The sequence below is a fragment of the Pseudomonas arsenicoxydans genome, assembly GCF_900103875.1.
GTDB classification, from domain to species: domain Bacteria; phylum Pseudomonadota; class Gammaproteobacteria; order Pseudomonadales; family Pseudomonadaceae; genus Aquipseudomonas; species Aquipseudomonas arsenicoxydans.
Window position 1 is genome coordinate 412,953 of the sequence record NZ_LT629705.1, and the last position, 17,608, is coordinate 430,560.

A 17,608-nucleotide genomic window follows, 5' to 3' on the forward strand; every position below is an offset into this window, starting at 1 on the left:
GTCTCTTGGATCAGAAGTTTTCTCTTGGGTTGAAAGCGGCTTTCTTCGCCAGCTCTTCCCACAGCGCCTTGACCTCGTCGTCCAAGGTTTTTGGCATGACGGCCTTGAGCTGCACGAACAGATAACCTCGATGACCGGCCTTGTTCAGCAAGCCGTGCCCCTTGGCACGCATGCGCTGACCATTTTGGCTGCCGGCCGGGACCTTGAGGTTGATCTTGCCCGTCAGGGTCGGTACTGCCACTTCGGCGCCCAACGCCAATTCCCACGGTGCCAGCGGCAACGTGATAATCAGGTTTTCGCCCTCCACATCGAACTTCGGATGTGGCGCAAAACGAATGATCAGGAACAAGTCGCCATTAGCCCCGCCACCAATACCTGGCGCGCCCTGGCCCTTGAGGCGGATACGCTCGCCGTCGGCCACGCCGGCCGGGATCTTCACGTTCAGGCTTTTGCTGGTATTGCTGACATGTTGACCAGCGGCGTTGTACTGCGGCACCTGGAAAGTGACCTTCTTCGACTCGGTCGAGAGGGATTCTTCCAGGAAGATCGGTAGTTCCATTTCCACGTCTTGCCCTCGACGCCCGGCGCTTCGGCCCGGCTGTCCACCACCAAAACCACCGCCGCCGCGGTTACCAAAGATCGAACTGAAGAAGTCCGAGAAATCCCCCGTGTCCTGACCACCGCTAAAACCGCCACGCCCCTGCCAACCTGGCGGGCCCTGGAACGGTTGGCCATGCTGGCCGTATTTGCGCAAGTCGTCATATTCGGCACGCTTGTCGGCGCTTTTCAGCGCTTCATACGCCTCCGAGGCGTCCTTGAACTTGGCCTCGGCGTCCTTTTCCTTGCTGACGTCCGGGTGATATTTGCGCGCGAGCTTGCGATAGGCGGCCTTGATCGCCTTATCGTCAGCCGTCGGCTCCACACCGAGAATCTTGTAATAGTCTTTGAAGTCCATCGAGGGAATCACCATCCGTTATCGAAATCGCGCTACCACTGCCAGCATGCGCTCATTACCAGCCGCCAGCTTGACCGATCTCAAGTTTGTGACCGGGCAGCGCATCAGAAGTTTATCGGCAGCAGTCGGGGGTTCTTTCGACCGTCCGGTGGCTGCCAGGGCCAATGCAGACAAGTTTGGGGCAAAGGATAGTCTTTCAAGGCGCTAATAGCCGAGATTTAGCGGATAGTCGGCCTTCGAATATTCGCCGCACTGGCATACACTGCGCGGCCGTTTTTTAACCGGAACTCGAAAGACATGAAAAACGCATCTCCAGCCCGTGCCTGCGGTATCGACTTCGGCACGTCCAACTCCACCGTCGGCTGGCTGCGCCCCGGCATGGAAACGCTGATCGCGCTGGAGGACGACAAGATCACCCTGCCCTCGGTGGTCTTCTTCAATATGGAAGAACGCCGCCCGGTATACGGACGGCTGGCGCTGCACGAGTACCTGGAAGGCTACGAAGGCCGGTTGATGCGCTCGCTCAAGAGCCTGCTCGGCTCCAAGCTGATCAAGCACGACACCAGCGTCCTCGGCACTGCGATGCCGTTCAAGGACCTGCTGGGCCTGTTCATCGGTCAGTTGAAGAAGCGCGCCGAGACTGCCGCCGGTCGGGAGTTCGAGGAAGTGGTGCTGGGTCGCCCGGTGTTTTTCGTCGATGACGATGAAATGGCCGACCAGGAAGCCGAGAACACTCTGGTGGACGTGGCACGCGCCATCGGCTTCAAGGATGTGTCATTCCAGTACGAACCGATTGCGGCGGCGTTCGACTATGAGTCGACCATCGAAAAAGAAGAGTTGGTGCTGATCGTCGACATCGGCGGTGGTACCTCCGACTTCTCGCTGGTGCGCCTGTCGCCAGAGCGCCGCAACCACGACAACCGCCATGACGACATCCTTGCCACCGGCGGCGTGCACATCGGCGGGACCGATTTCGACAAGCAGTTGAGCCTGCAAGGGCTGATGCCGCTGTTCGGCTACGGCAGCCGCATGAAGAGCGGCGCCTACATGCCGACCAGCCACCACATGAACCTGGCGACCTGGCACACCATCAACTCGGTGTACTCGCAGAAGTCGACCCTGGCCCTGGGCAGCATGCGTTACGACATCGAAGACACCGGCGGCATCGACCGCCTGTTCAAGCTGATCGACCAGCGTGCCGGTCACTGGCTGGCCATGGAAGTGGAAGAAACCAAGATCCAACTGACCCACGCCGACAGCCGCCATGTGCCGCTGGACCGCATCGAGCCGGGATTGAGCGTTGAGCTGAGCCGGGCGCTGTTCGAATCGGCCATCGACAACCTGCTGGAGCGCGTGCGCAACAGCGTGACCCAACTGCTGAACGACGCCAACGTGCGCGTCGATCAGGTCGATACGGTGTTCTTCACCGGTGGTTCGAGCGGGATTCCGGCGCTGCGCAACAGCGTGTCGGCGATGTTGCCGAACGCGCAGCATGTGGAAGGGAACATCTTTGGCAGTATCGGCAGTGGCCTGGCGATTGAGGCGATGAAGCGTTACGGCACGATGGACTGATCCGAAACCGAGTCGCCCCCATCGCGGGCAAGCCCGCTCCCACAGGTTATGCGTAAAACTTGTGGGAGCGGGCTTGCCCGCGATGGCGTCAGATCAGACGATACATATCCGCCTGATCAAACCATCCCGATCAGCCTCAACTCGCTCTTCAGATACGCGTAATAAATCGGCCCCGCCACCACCCCCGGCAGGCCGAACGCGGCCTCGAACACCAGCATCGCCAGCAGCAACTCCCACGACTTGGCACTGATCTGCCCGCCGACGATGCGCGCGTTGAGGAAGTATTCGAGCTTGTGGATAAAAATCAGATAACCCAATGCCGCCACGGCGACCCAGATCGACAGCGACAAGCCGACGATAGTGATCAGCGTGTTTGACATCAGGTTGCCAATGACCGGCAGCAAGCCAAGCAGGAAGGTCAGCACGATCAGGGTTTTGGTCAGCGGCAACTTGATCCCGAACAGGGGCAAGACCACCACCAAGAAAATCGCGGTAAAAAAGGTGTTGAGCAGGGAAATCTTGATCTGGGCAAACACGATATTACGAAACGCCTGGACCACCAGGTGCAGGCGATCGAACAGCGCGGCAGCCAGTGGTTTGCGCTTGGTCACGTCCGGCGCGCGTTGCAAGGCGATGATCGCGCCCAGCACCATGCCGATCAGCAACGTCACAAACATGTGCGCTGCGTCCTTGCCCACCAATTGCAACTCGCTCAGGTGCTTGCTCATCCACTCGCCGATGGCCACGCGAAATTCCGCTGCACTGGCCGGCAGATAGGCATCGATGAACGGTGGCAGTTGCCCGCGTGCACGGTCGACCACGTGCATGAATTTATCGAGGGAAGCGCCGGGGTTTTCCGCCTCGTGCAGCAGAAAGCTGATGGCACCGGCAAAGATCAGCGCCAGCACACTGACCACTAAAGTCCCCAGCAACGCCACCGCCAGCCAGCGCGCGCGCCGACCTTCGATCAGTCGCTGCAACTGTGGGGTGAGCATGTTGACCAGTTCGAACACCAACAACCCGGCCAGCAGGCTGGGCAGCAATCGCAGCGGGATCACCAGTAGCAAGCCACCAAAGATGATGATCCAACTGATAAGCAGCAAGACGTGACGTTGAGAAAACGTTGGCATACAGCCTCAAAACGAACGGCATAGAAAGGATTGGCAGTCTGCCAGCGTTCCGGTGCCAGCACTAGGGATTGTGTGGGTCGACCTTGGTCGGGAGCTCAGCGATTTTTTTACAACGCCCATTCCCCGGCCCCATCGCGAGCAGGCTCGCTCCCACACTGGATCTGTATTCACCGAACGAATGTGGGAGCGAGCCTGCTCGCGATGGGAACCTGACAATCCTGCATCTTCCAGCCAATGTTTATTTTTTCTTCAGGCAATCACTCATGAACGCCTTGCGCGCATCGCCTTTCAGCGCTTTGGCGGTGGCATCGGCGTTGCAGGTTTTCATCTTCTCTTGCTGAGGTGTAAGGGTTTTGGCGTCGTTGGCGGCCGGCGCCGCTTTCAGGCAGGTGCTCATGAAGGCTTTGCGTTCATCGCCCTTGAGGCTTTTGGCAGTGGCTTCGGCGTTGCAGGTGGTCATCTTGTTCTGTTGTTCAGTGGCGGCGAAGCCTTGGGCGCAGAGCAGTAAACCGATCATCAACAAAGGGACACGCAACATCTTCATGGAGTTTTCTCCTTGTTGCCGCACCGAGGGGTGCGGCCTCATCCAGCAGTGTAGACAACCCCTGTTACACCTTCCTGCTTTCAAGGTGGCTGCGTCGATACTGCTCAGGCGTGCAGCCAGCCTGACGCTGAAACATGGCGATGAACGCCGAGCCGGTGCTGTAGCCCATATCGAAGGCAATCTCCTGAATGCTGCGTTGACTGTCCAGCGCTTCGATGGCCGCCAGAAAACGTAAGCGTTGCCGCCATTCACCAAAACTCATGCCCAGTTCCCGAACACATTGCCGTGCAAGGGTGCGCTCGCTGACATGGATCTGCGCCGCCCAGTCTGCCAAGGGCCGGTTATCGCCAGGCTCAGCCTGCAAGGCTTCCAGTATCCCGAGCAAGCCCGAGCTGCTGGCGTAGGGCAAATAACATTCGTGGATAGGCGCCTGTTGCAGCTGATCCACCAGCACTTGGGCCAGACGTTGGTCGGCCTCGTGCTCGGGAACCTTCACGTCGCGGGCGGCGAAGTCCTTGAGGATCGCCTTGAGAATGTCGCTGATCGCCAGGGTGCAGGCCTGTGGCGGCAGATTGCGACACAACAGCGGATCCAGGCAGACGGCGCGATAGTTGATCGGCTGGTTGCTGTAGAAACTGTGCTCAGTCTGCGGCGGCACCCACACCGCGTATTGCGGCGGCGACATGAAGCGGCTGCCGCCGATTTCCATGTGCAGCACGCCGTGGGCCGAATACTCCAGCGTGCCCCACGGATGACGGTGCGCCGAGGCAAAACGGTGCGCATCGAAATCGGCGTAGCGAAAATAGACCGGCGCCGGCAATTCGCTGAAATCCAGCAGGTCGATGTGTTTACTGTTCATGCTGTCCGTCATCAGGGGCAGGTTGTCTGGATCGAAGTATAGGCTTGCATCCAGACAAGGGATAATTGCCCCTCATTAACGCTCTGGTTTTTTCTGATGCAATACGCTTATCCCCTGCTGGCCATTTTCATCTGGGCTGGTAATACCGTGATCACCAAAATGTCGGCCGGGGCGATCTTCCCCGCCGAGATCGGCTTCTATCGCTGGCTGCTGGCCGGATTGCTGTTCACGCCGTTCATGTTCAAGCCGGTGATTGCCCATTGGCCGTCGATCCGCCCGAATCTGGGCAAGATCTTCATCCTCGGAGTGCTCGGGATGGCGGTCTATCAGAGCCTGGCGTACTTCGCCGCGAGCCTGACGTCGGCCACCAACATGGGGATCATCCTGTCGCTGATGCCACTGATGTCGCTGGCCATGGCGATTGTCAGCCTCGGCCAGCGCCTGACGGCGGGCGCGCTGGCCGGCGCGGTGTTGTCGTTTGCCGGCGTGCTGGTGGTGGTGTCGTCCGGCAGCCTCGGCGTAATGCTTGAACACGGGATAAACCTGGGCGACGCAATGATGCTGATCGCCACTCTGGCCTACGCGATCTACAGCACGCTGCTGAAAAAATGGCAGCTGCGCCTGCCGCCGCTGGTGTTGCTGTATTTGCAGGTGCTGGTGGCGGTGGTGGTGCTGTTTCCGCTGTTTATTGTTTCACCGAAGACCGGCCTGACACTGCAGAACATTCCGCTGGTGCTGTACGCCTGCCTGCTGGCTTCGATGATCGCGCCGTTGGCGTGGATGCAGGCCGTGGTGCGCCTGGGGCCAAGCCGGACCACGCTGTTTTTCAATCTGCTGCCGTTGATCACCGCGCTGATAGCAGCGCTGGTGCTGCATGAGCAACTGGCGCTGTATCACCTGGTAGGCGGGGTGTTGACGTTGGGTGGGGTGATACTGTCGGAGCGTTGGACCACCGTGTTAGGCCGCAGGGTCAATGTTGCCTGAGCTGACGCCATCGCGAGCAGGCTCACTCCCACAGGGAATGCGCTCAACTGTGGGAGCGAGCCTGCTCGCGATGAACGATAACGCGGTCTAGACCCCTGCCGCTTTCAGCCGGGCCGCATGCTCGACAAACAACCGCACCGGATCAGCCCCTTTGCCCACCAGTCCCAGCGACTGGTTGACGATGTCGAAGTGATCCAGCGGATACTCATCGCCAATCACCGTCCCCAGGTGCGAGCTGTAACGCCCGACCATCCCGTCGCAATGCCCGGTTTCGCGCACAAAGGTTCTGGCAAACAACCGACAACTGCGATTTGTCCCGTCGAACAGGTTACCGCCGCGATCGGTCTTGCCCGGCTGCAACGTCCCCGACCACGAGTAATACCGCACGCCGTTGACCACCTCCGGGCCCTGCCCGCCCCAGGTTTCAGGCAGGCCCTGTGGATAACGCTGGTTGAACAGCGCCACACCCTTGCTGGTCAGTGCCTGATGCGAAGCCGGGATATCCACAGGCAGTTTCGGTCCGCGATAACCGGTTTCCAGCAGGCTCATCAACGCACCGACCCAGCGCAGCAAGACGCTGAGCACACGTCCCCTGAAGCTATCCTCCGGGTAGTGTTTTTCCAGGTAATCGGCAAGCTCGGAACCATGATTCGGCCCGGCCACCGAGGTCACCGAAGCCACGCGATCCGGGCGTTTGGCGGCCGCGTAGCGCGCGGTCAGCGAGCCTTGGCTATGACCGATCAGGTTGACCTTTTCAGCGCCGGTCTCGCGCAGGATCTCCTCAATCCGCGCCAGCAACTGCTCGCCACGCACCTCGCTGGAATTGAGTGGCGAGACCTGCACCGCAAACACCGTCGCCCCGCCCCGGCGCAATGCCGAAATGATCCCGAACCAATACGGATAGAGCACCAGGCGGACGAATCCGAGCATCCCCGGGACCAACACCAACGGGTAGCGCGTAGCGGAACCTTGCGACATGGGCGAACATCCTTGTGATCGGTGAGATGAAGCAAGGCGCGATGCAAGACGTCAGCCAAGCATCGCCACCCAAGATGACAACTCGACGACCAGTCTATGACATCCCGCCTTACTTCAGCCCCACCACGCCCGCCACGATCAACCCAACCGACACCAGTTTGAGCGCCGTGAGGCTTTCGCCCAGCAGCGCAAAACCCAGAAACACCGTGCCCAGTGAGCCGATGGCAGTCCAGATCGGGTAGGCGATGCTCACCGGCAACTCGCGCATGGCCAGGGTCAGGAAGTAAATCCCGCCCACCGCGGCGAACACCGTGATCAGCGACGGCCAGAGCCGGGTGAAGCCTTCGGCGTACTTCATGCCCATGGCGAAGGTGACTTCAAACCCGGCGGCGATCAGCAGAAACAGCCAGGCCATCTAGAACTCCCTGGCCAGCGCCAGTAAACGCTGCTCGGCCTCCGCCGCCGAGATCTCGAAAGTGCGCGCGGCAGACTCCTCGCCCTCGGCGGCGACCACGGTGATGTCGGTGATGCCGATGAATCCCAGTGCTGTGCGCAGTAACGGGTCGGCATGGTTCATCGCCTCCAGCTCGCCACCCGGGCCGAAGCCGAACCCGCCACGGCTGGTGACGATCAGGGCTTTTTTGCCCTGCACCAACGGCTCGTACTGGGCGACGCCGTTGTCCAGGGTGTGATTGAAGGTCAATCCGAGCCGCACAATCTGATCGATCCAGGCCTTGAGGCCACTGGGCACGCTGAAGTTGTGCATCGGCGTAGAGATCACCAGCAGATCGTGGCCCAGCAACTCACCGACCAGTTGATCGCTGAACGCCAGGTCGGCTTGCATCGACAACGGCCGGGCATGGGGCTCGGGGTAAAACGCGGCGGCGACAAAAGCTTCGTTCACCGCTGGAATCAATGCCCGACCGACTTCGCGACGCGTCAACTGCGACTGTGGATTGCGTGCCTGCCAGGCCGCCAGAAACACCTCGGCCAGACGCCGGGAGTGGGAACGTTCACCGCGAGGGCTGGCGTGAACGGCAAGAATTTTACTCATCTGAATCTCCTTGAGGGCTAAACTCGAACGGCTGTGTGCTTGCAGCTTGAAGCTTGGCGCTGCGCCTCTTCAAATGAGCAAAAATCAGTCTGGATGAATCCATTTCATCCATGGAGTGTCCCCATGTTTGCCTCGTTGCCACTGACCGCCCTGCGCGCCTTCGAATCCGCCTCGCGCCTGCTGAGCTTCAAGGCTGCGGCCGAAGAACTCTCGGTGACGCCGACGGCGGTGTCTCACCAGATTCGCTCGCTGGAGAACTGGCTCGGCGTGCCGCTGTTCGAACGGTTGCCACGGCAAGTGCGCCTGACCGATGGCGGCGAACGGCTATTTCGCAGCTTGCATGGCGCGCTGCTGGAAGTGGCGCAAAGCGTCGACACCCTGCGTCCGCAACGCAGCGGCGCGAGCCTGACGATTTCCACCACCGCCGCCTTCGCGGCGCTGTGGCTGGTACCACGACTGGGACGGTTTTATGCACGCCATCCGACCATCAACGTTCGGCTCGATACCCATTGCGAGGTTATCGATTTACATCAGGACGCCAGCGTCGATCTGGTGGTGCGCTACAGCCTGGATGACTATCCGAACCTGTATGGGTTGTGCCTGTTCGATGAATCCTTTGGCGTTTACGGCTCGCCCGAGCAGGTGGCCCTGGCTGCCGGCCGGGCACCGACGCTGATCAGCGTGCACTGGCACAACTCCAAGCTGTACGCCCACGGCTGGGAGGCCTGGTGCGCGCAGTCCGGTGAGACCTGGCTGGCGGGGCAACCGGCGGTCCGTGAATACGACGAAGAGCATTACGCCCTGCAGGCGGCGATCGCCGGGCAAGGGTTGGTGCTGGCCAGCAATATTCTGGTGTCGCAAAGCGTGGCCAGCGGTTTGCTGGTGCCCTATCGCGGCGAGATTCAGGTCGATGGCGCTGGCTACAGTGCGCTGTGCGTGCCCGGGCGTGAACGTCATCCGCCGGTGCGGGCATTTTTTGCGTGGTTGCGCGAGGAAGCGTTGCTGTCAGGACTGGCACTGGCTTGATCGTCTCAGGCACTGCTTGCGATTGCCAAATCACATAAAACTTTTCGCTGCGCCCGTCACTCACACCTAGGTAGCGATCACCTCCCCGGAAGGTGACGCAAACCGGATTAGCCTCCAGGAGAACGAGATGAGCGACATGCATTTGTCTGATGTAACCACTCTTCGCGAACGTGCCCGCAAGAACGTCGAGAACGGCGCGGTGACCGAAAGCTACAGCGCCGACCGCGAAGAAGTCCTGCGCCTGCTCAATGAATCGCTGGCCACCGAACTGGTCTGCGTGTTGCGCTACAAGCGCCACTACTTTATGGCCAGCGGCTTGAAAGCCAACGTTGCCGCCGATGAGTTCCTCGAACACGCCACACAGGAAGCCGAGCACGCCGACCGACTGGCCGAGCGCATCGTGCAACTGGGCGGCGAGCCTGAATTCAACCCTGACCTTTTGTCGAAAAACTCCCACGCGCAATACGTGGCCGGCAATTCACTCAAGGAAATGGTGTACGAGGACTTGGTGGCCGAACGCATCGCCATCGACAGCTACCGCGAGATCATTCAGTACATTGGCGAAAAAGACCCGACGACCCGGCGCATCTTCGAAGACATCCTGGCCCAGGAAGAAGAGCATGCCGATGACATGGCCGACATACTGAAAGATCTGTAGCGCCTGTTAGATCGCCATCGCGGGCAAGCCCGCTCCCACAATTGAACTGTGTTTACAGAACCAATGTGGGAGCGGGCTTGCCCGCGATGGCGTCTTCATAGACACAGAAAATTACTTGGTGGGTTTAACCGTCACAGGCGCCTTGCCTGCCTTCATCTGCTCCAGCAAAGGCGCGCACTGGTTCGGCTCGCCACCACTGGGCGCCACCAACGCCAACAACCCGGCCGCCGGTGCCGCGATCACGCCCAGCGCCACCATCCCCGCCCCACGCAATATCAGCGGCACCGCCTTCACACCGGCATCGGGCTTGATGAACTTGCCCCGCACATACAGCGGCGAGCGCAGTGAAATTAATCGCCAGCCCTTGGATTCCGGGTTGATGGTCAGATCCAATTGCTCTGTGGCCATGTTCGCCGTGCCGTCGATATAGATGATCGCGTTCTCGGTATCAAATACGAACAACCGCGTGGTCGCCAACCCGGCCTTGATGTCGAAGTCGGATGCCGCGCAATTGATCTTCACTTCCTTGTCGCCAAAGATCTTGCCCACCACGTAGTTGCCGACGTTGAGCCCCGCCAGCTCCATCAGTTCACGACTGATGGCGCCATCGTTGATTAGCATTTTCAGATTGCCGTTGGCGCTGCCCAGCAGCTTGGCCACCGAATTGCCACGACCGGTGATGTCGGCATCGCCATTGAGCTCGCCGAAGCTGGTTTTCATCGGTTCAAAGGTCGGGAACAGCTGCTTGAGCTTGAACTTGCGCGCGGTGAGTTTGGCCCGGCCTTCCAAGGGTTCCGTACGACCATTGAGGCGAATCTGCGCGTCGAGGTTGCCGCCCGCCACGCCGAAACGCAGGGGTTCGAGGCTGAGGACGCCGTCGGTGAGCACCAGGTGGGTGTAGAGATCGTTGAACGGCAGCTTTTCGCTGTGGACGATGCGCTTGCCGGTGAATTCGACGTCGGCGTCCATGTCGCGCCAGCGCTCGGTCTTGAACTCCTCGACCGGCAACACCTTGTCCGCCGGCTGCTTGCTTTCGCCACCCCGGGCTTTTTGCTTGGCGTTGGAATCGGCGCCGATCAGCGGGGCAAGGTCGGCGAACAGCAGTTGATTGGACAGTAACGAGCCACTGAGCTTGGGTCGCGGCTGACTGGCGACATAGGCCAGGCTGCCATGAATGTCGCTCTCGCCGATCTTGCCGCTGAACTCTTCATAGCGGAACACCGCGCCGCCCGCATCATGCAGCTTGGCAATCAAATGCCCGTCGGTCGCGTACGGCGGCGTATCCGGCAGGGTTACGCCGGTCAGCGGGTAGAGCGTGCCCAGGCTGGCACCGGCCAGTTTCAGACGCAGGTCCAGGGCACCGAGGTTCAGCGGATCAGTCAGCGTGCCGGCCAGTTCGACGCTGGTGTCGGCAATTTTTACCTGGGCCTGAAGCGGGAACGGCTTGGCGGCGTCTTGCAACGCCAGCAATCCGCCGATCTTGCCTTCGCCCGCGAGTTTTTGGTCGTGGTACTGGCCTTTGACCTTGAGAGCAAACGCGTAGTCCTGCGGCGCAGCACCTTTTTCCAGCGCGGCTTTTGCGGCTTTGTCGCCGACGATATCGCTGAACGGAATGGGTTTGCCCAGCGGATCAATGATCAAGTCGAGCTGAGTCTTGAGGTTTTGGTCGTCGAGGGTGACGTGGCCTTTGTCGAAACCGATGGCACCGATGTCCACTACCCAGCTTGAAGGTTCGGCGTTCGGGTCTTTGGGGTCGAATTTGAACGTCCAGTTGGAACGTCCGTCAGCCAGACGCTGGAGGTCCGCGCTGGGTTCGGTCAAGTCAATGCGCGGGATCACCACCCGCTGCGCCAGCAGAGCCAAGGGTGAAATGCGCAGTTCGACGCGTTTGAGCGTGACCATCTGCGGCTTCTTCGACCAGTCGGGATTGCCCAGGCTCAGGTCTTCGGCCACCACATGCGGCCATGGCACCCAGGCCCGCCAACCGCCCTCGTCGAGCTCGCGTCGCCAGACCACCGCCAGGTTGCCGTTGATGGCGAACGGACGATGCAGCTCTTCGGAGACTTTGGCATTAAGGGGCGGTTTGATCCGGTTCCAATCGAAGAACACGATGATCAGAACCAGTACCGCCAGCAACACAACCAGGCTGGCGAAGGTCCAGGCAACTATTTTACGAGTGCGCGTCATTGCACAGGGCTCCTGATACGACTGAGCGCCCTGACTGCGACGCGTATGTGAAACGTTAGGCCGGAACCGGCCTGCCATGGAATCTACGACTGAAAAACGGCCCGCAGGTTTAACAGAAAAGTCGATTAATCCTCAAATAATCGGTCGGGGAGAGACTGCGCCCGAATCCAGCGTTACCGCCCCGCACTTTCGTGCGGCACGAGTGAGTCGAAAATACCCACGCCAGTGCAAAAACGGTCGCCGGAAACGCCCGTTCTAGAGCGCCTCAGTGGAACAATCAATTCCGTTGATTATTACCATTGCGTTTATGAACTTTTATATCGACTTATCGAGAGTAGCATTGCCCTCGTACCCACTTTATCGCCCTCCCAAGGAGCAACCCATCATGAAACGCCAATTACTGCTTAGCCTTTCCCTTTCACTGCTAGCCAGCACCGCTTTTGCACTGCCAGCCGCTGACCAAGCTACCCCGCAAGTCAAAACCAGCCACTCGGTGTTTAGCCAAACCGTCGCTGCCGATGGTTCCGACCGTACTCCACAAGGCCAAACCCTTGCCGAAGGCGGTAACGATCGCCTGAAAGAAAAAGGCCTGATCACTCAAGACGGTTCCGATCGCACTCCACAGGGCCAAACCCTGGCTGCTGACGGCTCCGACCGCACTCCACAAGGTCAAACCCTGGCTGCTGACGGTTCCGATCGCACTCCACAAGGTCAAACCTTGGCTGCTGACGGTTCCGATCGCACTCCACAAGGTCAAACCCTGGCTGCTGACGGTTCCGATCGCACTCCACAAGGTCAAACCCTGGCTGCTGACGGTTCCGATCGCACTCCACAAGGTCAAACCTTGGCTGAAGGTGGTGGTGACCGTGTAATCGAACGCAACAGCGCCTTGAGCTAAGCCCATGGCGGCCCTGAAAAAAAGCCCAATCAGCGGATTGGGCTTTTGACTTTTATAGAAGCAGCAATTCCCCGCTTGATCCTCTTATAGCTGCCTCCCCGATAGTCGTTCGACGACACCGAAGCCGATTTGCTAGAGTGCGTCGCTGTCCCTGTCCAGAAAACACCTTTGCGATGCTGCCCCGCGCCGAACAGAAACAACAAACCCGCAACGCCTTGATGGACGCTGCCCGTCACCTGATGGAATGCGGCCGCGGATTCGGCAGCCTGAGCCTGCGCGAAGTGGCGAAAACCGCCGGGATCGTGCCCACCGGTTTCTACCGGCATTTCGCCGATATGGACGAACTGGGCCTGGTGCTGGTGAGCGAAGTCGGCCAGACCTTCCGTGAAACCATTCGCCTGGTGCGCCATAACGAATTCGTCATGGGCGGCATTATTGACGCTTCAGTACGAATATTCCTCGACGTGGTCTCGGCCAATCGCTCGCAGTTCCTGTTTCTGGCCCGCGAACAATACGGCGGCTCACAGCCGGTGCGTCAGGCCATTGGACGTTTGCGCGAAGACATCAGCTCCGACCTGGCCGCAGACCTGTCCTTGATGCCAAAACTGCAGCACCTGGACATCGCCGGCCTCAGCGTCATGGCGGATCTGATTGTTAAAAGTGTTTTTGCAACCCTTCCGGACATCATCGATCCGCCGGCCGAGGCATTACCAGAACACCTGACGCCACAGGCAAAAATTACCCAGCAGTTGCGCTTCATCTTCATCGGCCTCAAGCATTGGCAAGGTCTCGGCAGCACCGAGTAAACCTTTGGGAGCAGGCTCGCCCCCACAAAAATCCTCAAGGCATCAATTTGGTGCCAACCAAAAACCCTCGCACCATTCTGGCTCAAAATTCTGCAACATCCTGAAACACCCACTAAGCTCCGACGGGTATTTCCTACGTATCGCCCGATTGGCAAGCCCCTTGCTCTAGCCTGAGCATTGTCCATTGCTGGAAGCCTTCCGATGCTGGTGATTCATCGCAGAATCGACCCTCAACCCGTCTGGGCCGCCGAGTTGCACCTGAACTTCGAAGCCCGGAGCAAAAGCCGTTTGCGCTGTTTCAGTGCCGAGGGCGAAGACGTCGGGTTGTTTTTGGAGCGCGGTCAGCCACCGCTGTATGACGGTGAATGCCTGCAAGCCGAAGACGGTCGTATCGTGCGCGTCTGCGCACGCCCCGAACAACTGCTGCACGTCACCTGCGCCAATGCCTTCGAACTGACTCGCGCCGCCTATCACCTGGGCAATCGCCACGTGGCTTTGCAAGTCGGCGATGGCTGGTTGCGGCTGCTCGACGACTACGTGCTCAAAGCCATGCTCGAACAACTCGAGGCCAAGGTCGAGAACATCGAAGCCCCGTTCCAGCCGGAACACGGCGCCTATGGCGGCGGCCATCACCATTCCCGCCACGGCGACGAAGACTTCAACTACCCGCCGAAACTGCATCAGTTCGGCGTACGTTCATGAACCCAGCCTGGGCGCTGCTGCGTCTGGCCAGCCCGCAGCTGCCGATTGGCGGCTACAGCTATTCCCAAGGCCTGGAAATGGCTGTGGATAACGGCCGGGTGAATGATGCGGCCAGCGCTCGTCGCTGGATCAGCGATCAGTTGCTGCTCAATCTTGCCCGTTTCGAAGCGCCGCTGCTGCTTGCCCATTGCACCGCTGCCGCCGAAGAAAACTGGGCCGAATTGCTGCAACGCTGCGAAGAACATCGCGCCAGCCGGGAAACCCGTGAGCTGCATCAGGAAAGCCGGCAAATGGGCTATTCCCTGCAGCAGCTGCTCAACGGTTTGCCCGAACTCGATGGCCAGGCCCGCGCCTTTCTCGAACAACGTCCCGAGCCTCACCTGGCCCTCGGCTGGGCGCTGGCCGCTCGCGCCTGGCAGATCAAACCGCAAGACGCGCTCGCCGCGTGGCTCTGGAGCTGGCTGGAAAACCAACTGGCAGTGCTGATGAAAACCCTGCCACTGGGCCAGCAAGCCGCGCAACGCCTGACCAGTGAGTTGCTGCCATTGCTGCAACAAGCCCAGCAAGACGCTACCCGAATCAACCCCGAACATTACGGCAGCGCCGCTTTCGGCCTGTCCCTGGCGTGCATGGCCCATGAGCGTCAATACAGCCGTCTGTTCAGGTCCTAGGGCCTTTTAATTTGGAGAACCACATGAACACACAACCCCTGCGTGTCGGTATCGGCGGCCCGGTCGGATCCGGCAAAACAGCTCTGACTCTGGCCCTGTGCCTGGCCCTGCGCGAGCGCTACAACCTGGCTGTCGTCACCAACGACATCTATACCCGCGAAGACGCCGATTTTCTGGTGCGCAACGAAGCCCTGGCGCCAGAACGCATCATCGGCGTGGAAACCGGCGGCTGCCCGCACACCGCGATCCGCGAAGACGCCTCGATCAACCTTGAAGCCGTGGATCAACTGAATCGACGCTTCCCCGGGCTGGACCTGATTCTGGTCGAGTCAGGTGGCGACAACCTTTCGGCGACCTTCAGCCCGGAACTGTCCGACCTGACCATCTACGTGATCGACGTTTCGGCCGGCGACAAGTTGCCGCGCAAGGGCGGTCCTGGCATCTGCAAATCCGATTTGCTGGTCATCAACAAAGTCGACCTCGCGCCGTTGGTGGGTGCGTCGCTGGAGATGATGGACAGCGACACGAAACGCATGCGCAACGGCAAGCCGTTTGTCTTCAGCAACCAGAAGACCGGCCTTGGCCTGGAAGAAATCATCGCGTTCATCGAACGCCAGGGTTTGCTGACCGCAGCCTGATCGAAACTTATCAACAAGGAAGCTTATTCATGACACTCAAACGTATCCTGGGCGCCATCGCCCTGCTGCTGACCCCAGCCATCGCCTTCGCCCACCCTGGTCATGGTGATAACGGTTTGATCGCGGGCATCAGCCACCCGATTGGCGGCCTCGATCATTTGCTGGCAATGGTTGCCGTCGGTCTGTGGGCGGCGCAGCAAAAAGGCGCGGCGCGCTGGGCGCTGCCGTGCACATTCGTTGGCACCATGCTGATGGGTGGCTTGCTCGGGTTTGAAGGGCTGAACCTGCCGGCGCTGGAAGGCGGGATTGCCGCGTCGGTGCTGGCGCTGGGCCTGGCGGTCGCGCTGGCGGTGCGTCCGCCGTTGAGTGTGGCGGTGGCTGCGACGGCGTTGTTTGCGCTGTTCCACGGCGTGGCCCATGGCCTGGAACTGCCGGAGATGTCTAGCCCTTGGACCTATGCCGCAGGGTTTGTGGCAGCGACGGCGGCGTTGCATGCCGCGGGTTACGCGGTGGTGCGAGTGCTGCCGCAAGCGGCGGCGCCATTGGTTCGATTGGCGGGCGCGGCGTCGGCGGCGACTGGGGTTTGGTTGTTGGCTGGCTGATTAATTTATCGTCTGTGACGGCCTCATCGCGAGCAGGCTCGCTCCCACATTTGACCGGTGTAAACAGGACCAATGTTGGAGCGGGCTTGCCCGCGATGGCGGCCTGACAGACACCGCATCTCTCAGGCCTGCTAACATGTCGCGCAATTAACCCTGCCGTGACGACGCCAGCCAATGCCGCCTGTTTCCCGCTCCGCCTCCGCGCCTGAATTGACCGCTCTGTTTGCCTCGGTACAACAGCATTTCCAGGAAGTGATCGTGCCGCTCTGGCAAGGCCCCGGCTGGAATGCGGACATGGCGCTGCCCTATGAGGCGCTGGACGCCGGGCATCAACCGCTGCCTCCCCAACGCTATCGGGCCATGGCCTGCGCACGTCAGCTGTACCTTTTCTCCAGCCTGATCGGCGAGGTGCCGGCTGCCGAAGCGCGTGCAGCAGCGCTGTTCCGCTCCTTGCAACAGCATTTCCATGACGCCGAACACGGTGGCTGGTTCTACAGCATCGATCCCCAAGGTGCGCCGCTGGATCTGCGCAAAGACCTGTACACCCACGCTTTCATCCTGTTCGCCTGCGCCCACTACTGGGCCAAGGTGCGCGAGCCATTGGTGGAATCGGTGCTCAACGCGGCACTGGAAGTCATCGGCCAGCGCTTCGCGACAGGCGACGGCCTGTACGAAGCCAGTCTCGACCGGGACTGGTCGTCGCTTGCGTCCGGCCCTCTGCAAAATCCACTGATGCACTTGGCTGAAGCCTTCCTCGCGACCCTGTCGGTGCGTGAAGACATTGCCGTGCAGCGTGCGCTCATCGAGTTATGCACAGCCATGCACAAGCGCTTCATCGACCCACAACAAAGTGTGTTGATGGAGAAACCGCTGGGCGCTGTGGATAACTGGTTTGAACCGGGGCATCAGTTCGAATGGTATTTCCTGCTGGAATCTTCGCCATTGCTGCGCGGCACCAGACTGCACACGGCGCTGGACCGTGCGTTTGCGCTCACAGAACAACTGGGCGTTGATCCACAGACGGGCGCGGTAGCCGCCATGCTTGATCTGGACGGCTGCGCGAAGGATGCCACTCAACGCATCTGGGCCCAGGCTGAATACCTGCGCGCGCTCACCTTGCGTCCGAACAGCGAAGCCTCGGTGCAGCGCCAGTTAAAGGCGTTGCAGCAGCGCTTTTTGCAGGCAGGCGGTTGGCATGAGTGTAGGGATGAGAACGGCGAGGTGAGTCGCAAGGACATGCCGTCGACCACGCCTTATCACTTGGCGACCTGCTATCAAGGGTTGGTCGACTATCTTCGCTGACTGACAGATTGCCTTCGCGGGCAAGCCACGCTCCCACAGGTT

19 protein-coding genes are annotated in these 17,608 nt (G+C 60.2%); 11 read left to right on the forward strand and 8 right to left on the reverse strand.

The genetic code is table 11. The annotated features are described in order from the left end of the window. Positions 1–10 precede the first annotated feature (10 nt). Positions 11–955 (reverse strand): DnaJ C-terminal domain-containing protein, encoded by a 945-nt coding sequence (locus BLQ41_RS01855; RefSeq protein ID WP_090176156.1) that lies wholly within the window; start codon positions 953–955, stop codon positions 11–13. Positions 956–1,252: 297 nt separating this feature from the next. Here BLQ41_RS01855 and BLQ41_RS01860 point away from each other — a divergent pair, with 297 nt between their 5' ends. Beyond that, positions 1,253–2,527, forward strand: a complete 1,275-nt coding sequence (locus BLQ41_RS01860; RefSeq protein WP_090176158.1) for an Hsp70 family protein — start codon at positions 1,253–1,255, stop codon at positions 2,525–2,527. Positions 2,528–2,643: 116 nt separating this feature from the next. Here BLQ41_RS01860 and BLQ41_RS01865 read toward each other — a convergent pair whose 3' ends face one another. The 3 genes from BLQ41_RS01865 to BLQ41_RS01875 all read right to left on the reverse strand — a co-directional run bounded on the left by BLQ41_RS01865 (position 2,644) and on the right by BLQ41_RS01875 (position 5,060). After that, complete coding sequence (locus tag BLQ41_RS01865; RefSeq protein ID WP_090176161.1) at positions 2,644–3,657, reverse strand: AI-2E family transporter; 1,014 nt, start codon at positions 3,655–3,657, stop codon at positions 2,644–2,646. Between the two features lie 238 nt (positions 3,658–3,895). Then, positions 3,896–4,201 (reverse strand): PsiF family protein, encoded by a 306-nt coding sequence (locus tag BLQ41_RS01870; RefSeq protein ID WP_090176164.1) that lies wholly within the window; start codon positions 4,199–4,201, stop codon positions 3,896–3,898. A gap of 64 nt (positions 4,202–4,265) precedes the next feature. After that, positions 4,266–5,060: an AraC family transcriptional regulator gene (locus BLQ41_RS01875; protein WP_197678912.1), complete on the reverse strand. Its 795-nt coding sequence runs from the start codon at positions 5,058–5,060 to the stop codon at positions 4,266–4,268. 96 nt (positions 5,061–5,156) lie between these two features. Here BLQ41_RS01875 and BLQ41_RS01880 point away from each other — a divergent pair, with 96 nt between their 5' ends. Next, complete coding sequence (locus BLQ41_RS01880) at positions 5,157–6,044, forward strand: DMT family transporter (protein WP_090176169.1); 888 nt, start codon at positions 5,157–5,159, stop codon at positions 6,042–6,044. Between the two features lie 87 nt (positions 6,045–6,131). Here BLQ41_RS01880 and BLQ41_RS01885 read toward each other — a convergent pair whose 3' ends face one another. The 3 genes from BLQ41_RS01885 to BLQ41_RS01895 form a co-directional block, all read right to left on the reverse strand. Then, positions 6,132–7,022, reverse strand: coding sequence for an esterase/lipase family protein (locus BLQ41_RS01885; RefSeq protein ID WP_090176172.1), 891 nt, complete (start codon positions 7,020–7,022; stop codon positions 6,132–6,134). Positions 7,023–7,131: 109 nt separating this feature from the next. Further along, positions 7,132–7,437 (reverse strand): DMT family transporter, encoded by a 306-nt coding sequence (locus BLQ41_RS01890; RefSeq protein WP_090176174.1) that lies wholly within the window; start codon positions 7,435–7,437, stop codon positions 7,132–7,134. Beyond that, entirely contained in the window at positions 7,438–8,076 is a 639-nt protein-coding gene (locus BLQ41_RS01895; protein WP_090176177.1) for an FMN-dependent NADH-azoreductase, read from the reverse strand. Positions 8,077–8,169: 93 nt separating this feature from the next. Here BLQ41_RS01895 and BLQ41_RS01900 point away from each other — a divergent pair, with 93 nt between their 5' ends. Next, positions 8,170–9,102, forward strand: a complete 933-nt coding sequence (locus tag BLQ41_RS01900; protein ID WP_197678913.1) for a LysR substrate-binding domain-containing protein — start codon at positions 8,170–8,172, stop codon at positions 9,100–9,102. A 127-nt stretch (positions 9,103–9,229) separates the two neighbouring features. Beyond that, positions 9,230–9,760, forward strand: a complete 531-nt coding sequence (locus tag BLQ41_RS01905; protein WP_010464129.1) for a ferritin-like domain-containing protein — start codon at positions 9,230–9,232, stop codon at positions 9,758–9,760. A gap of 111 nt (positions 9,761–9,871) precedes the next feature. Here BLQ41_RS01905 and BLQ41_RS01910 read toward each other — a convergent pair whose 3' ends face one another. After that, positions 9,872–11,947 (reverse strand): AsmA family protein, encoded by a 2,076-nt coding sequence (locus BLQ41_RS01910; protein WP_090176183.1) that lies wholly within the window; start codon positions 11,945–11,947, stop codon positions 9,872–9,874. A gap of 385 nt (positions 11,948–12,332) precedes the next feature. Here BLQ41_RS01910 and BLQ41_RS01915 point away from each other — a divergent pair, with 385 nt between their 5' ends. The 7 genes from BLQ41_RS01915 (at position 12,333) to BLQ41_RS01945 (ending at position 17,566) form a co-directional block, all read left to right on the forward strand. Then, a complete protein-coding gene (locus BLQ41_RS01915) occupies positions 12,333–12,845 on the forward strand; it encodes a hypothetical protein (RefSeq protein WP_090176186.1) in 513 nt (170 codons plus the stop codon). 173 nt (positions 12,846–13,018) lie between these two features. Then, the gene (locus BLQ41_RS01920) at positions 13,019–13,651 is read left to right on the forward strand and encodes a TetR family transcriptional regulator (RefSeq protein ID WP_090176188.1); all 633 of its coding nucleotides are present in this window, start codon (positions 13,019–13,021) and stop codon (positions 13,649–13,651) included. 201 nt (positions 13,652–13,852) lie between these two features. Continuing rightward, positions 13,853–14,353, forward strand: coding sequence for an urease accessory protein UreE (gene ureE / locus BLQ41_RS01925; protein WP_090176190.1), 501 nt, complete (start codon positions 13,853–13,855; stop codon positions 14,351–14,353). Then, entirely contained in the window at positions 14,350–15,024 is a 675-nt protein-coding gene (locus BLQ41_RS01930) for an urease accessory protein UreF (protein WP_090176192.1), read from the forward strand. Before ureE ends, BLQ41_RS01930 begins: the two co-directional genes overlap by 4 nt. Before the next feature lie 23 nt (positions 15,025–15,047). Continuing rightward, entirely contained in the window at positions 15,048–15,662 is a 615-nt protein-coding gene (gene ureG / locus BLQ41_RS01935; RefSeq protein WP_007947546.1) for an urease accessory protein UreG, read from the forward strand. A 29-nt stretch (positions 15,663–15,691) separates the two neighbouring features. Beyond that, a complete protein-coding gene (locus tag BLQ41_RS01940; protein ID WP_090176194.1) occupies positions 15,692–16,264 on the forward strand; it encodes a HupE/UreJ family protein in 573 nt (190 codons plus the stop codon). Positions 16,265–16,438: 174 nt separating this feature from the next. Next, the gene (locus tag BLQ41_RS01945; RefSeq protein WP_090176196.1) at positions 16,439–17,566 is read left to right on the forward strand and encodes an AGE family epimerase/isomerase; all 1,128 of its coding nucleotides are present in this window, start codon (positions 16,439–16,441) and stop codon (positions 17,564–17,566) included. The last annotated feature ends 42 nt before the right edge of the window (positions 17,567–17,608 follow it).

Bases quoted from the DNA above. Each gene is read 5' to 3' on its own strand.
- BLQ41_RS01855 (WP_090176156.1), bottom strand. From the start codon at position 955: ATGGACTTCAAAGACTATTACAAGATTCTCGGTGTGGAGCCGACGGCT.
- BLQ41_RS01860 (WP_090176158.1), top strand. From the start codon at position 1,253: ATGAAAAACGCATCTCCAGCCCGTGCCTGCGGTATCGACTTCGGCACG.
- BLQ41_RS01865 (WP_090176161.1), bottom strand. From the start codon at position 3,657: ATGCCAACGTTTTCTCAACGTCACGTCTTGCTGCTTATCAGTTGGATC.
- BLQ41_RS01870 (WP_090176164.1), bottom strand. From the start codon at position 4,201: ATGAAGATGTTGCGTGTCCCTTTGTTGATGATCGGTTTACTGCTCTGC.
- BLQ41_RS01875 (WP_197678912.1), bottom strand. From the start codon at position 5,060: ATGAACAGTAAACACATCGACCTGCTGGATTTCAGCGAATTGCCGGCG.
- BLQ41_RS01880 (WP_090176169.1), top strand. From the start codon at position 5,157: ATGCAATACGCTTATCCCCTGCTGGCCATTTTCATCTGGGCTGGTAAT.
- BLQ41_RS01885 (WP_090176172.1), bottom strand. From the start codon at position 7,022: ATGTCGCAAGGTTCCGCTACGCGCTACCCGTTGGTGTTGGTCCCGGGG.
- BLQ41_RS01890 (WP_090176174.1), bottom strand. From the start codon at position 7,437: ATGGCCTGGCTGTTTCTGCTGATCGCCGCCGGGTTTGAAGTCACCTTC.
- BLQ41_RS01895 (WP_090176177.1), bottom strand. From the start codon at position 8,076: ATGAGTAAAATTCTTGCCGTTCACGCCAGCCCTCGCGGTGAACGTTCC.
- BLQ41_RS01900 (WP_197678913.1), top strand. From the start codon at position 8,170: ATGAATCCATTTCATCCATGGAGTGTCCCCATGTTTGCCTCGTTGCCA.
- BLQ41_RS01905 (WP_010464129.1), top strand. From the start codon at position 9,230: ATGAGCGACATGCATTTGTCTGATGTAACCACTCTTCGCGAACGTGCC.
- BLQ41_RS01910 (WP_090176183.1), bottom strand. From the start codon at position 11,947: ATGACGCGCACTCGTAAAATAGTTGCCTGGACCTTCGCCAGCCTGGTT.
- BLQ41_RS01915 (WP_090176186.1), top strand. From the start codon at position 12,333: ATGAAACGCCAATTACTGCTTAGCCTTTCCCTTTCACTGCTAGCCAGC.
- BLQ41_RS01920 (WP_090176188.1), top strand. From the start codon at position 13,019: ATGCTGCCCCGCGCCGAACAGAAACAACAAACCCGCAACGCCTTGATG.
- ureE (WP_090176190.1), top strand. From the start codon at position 13,853: ATGCTGGTGATTCATCGCAGAATCGACCCTCAACCCGTCTGGGCCGCC.
- BLQ41_RS01930 (WP_090176192.1), top strand. From the start codon at position 14,350: ATGAACCCAGCCTGGGCGCTGCTGCGTCTGGCCAGCCCGCAGCTGCCG.
- ureG (WP_007947546.1), top strand. From the start codon at position 15,048: ATGAACACACAACCCCTGCGTGTCGGTATCGGCGGCCCGGTCGGATCC.
- BLQ41_RS01940 (WP_090176194.1), top strand. From the start codon at position 15,692: ATGACACTCAAACGTATCCTGGGCGCCATCGCCCTGCTGCTGACCCCA.
- BLQ41_RS01945 (WP_090176196.1), top strand. From the start codon at position 16,439: ATGCCGCCTGTTTCCCGCTCCGCCTCCGCGCCTGAATTGACCGCTCTG.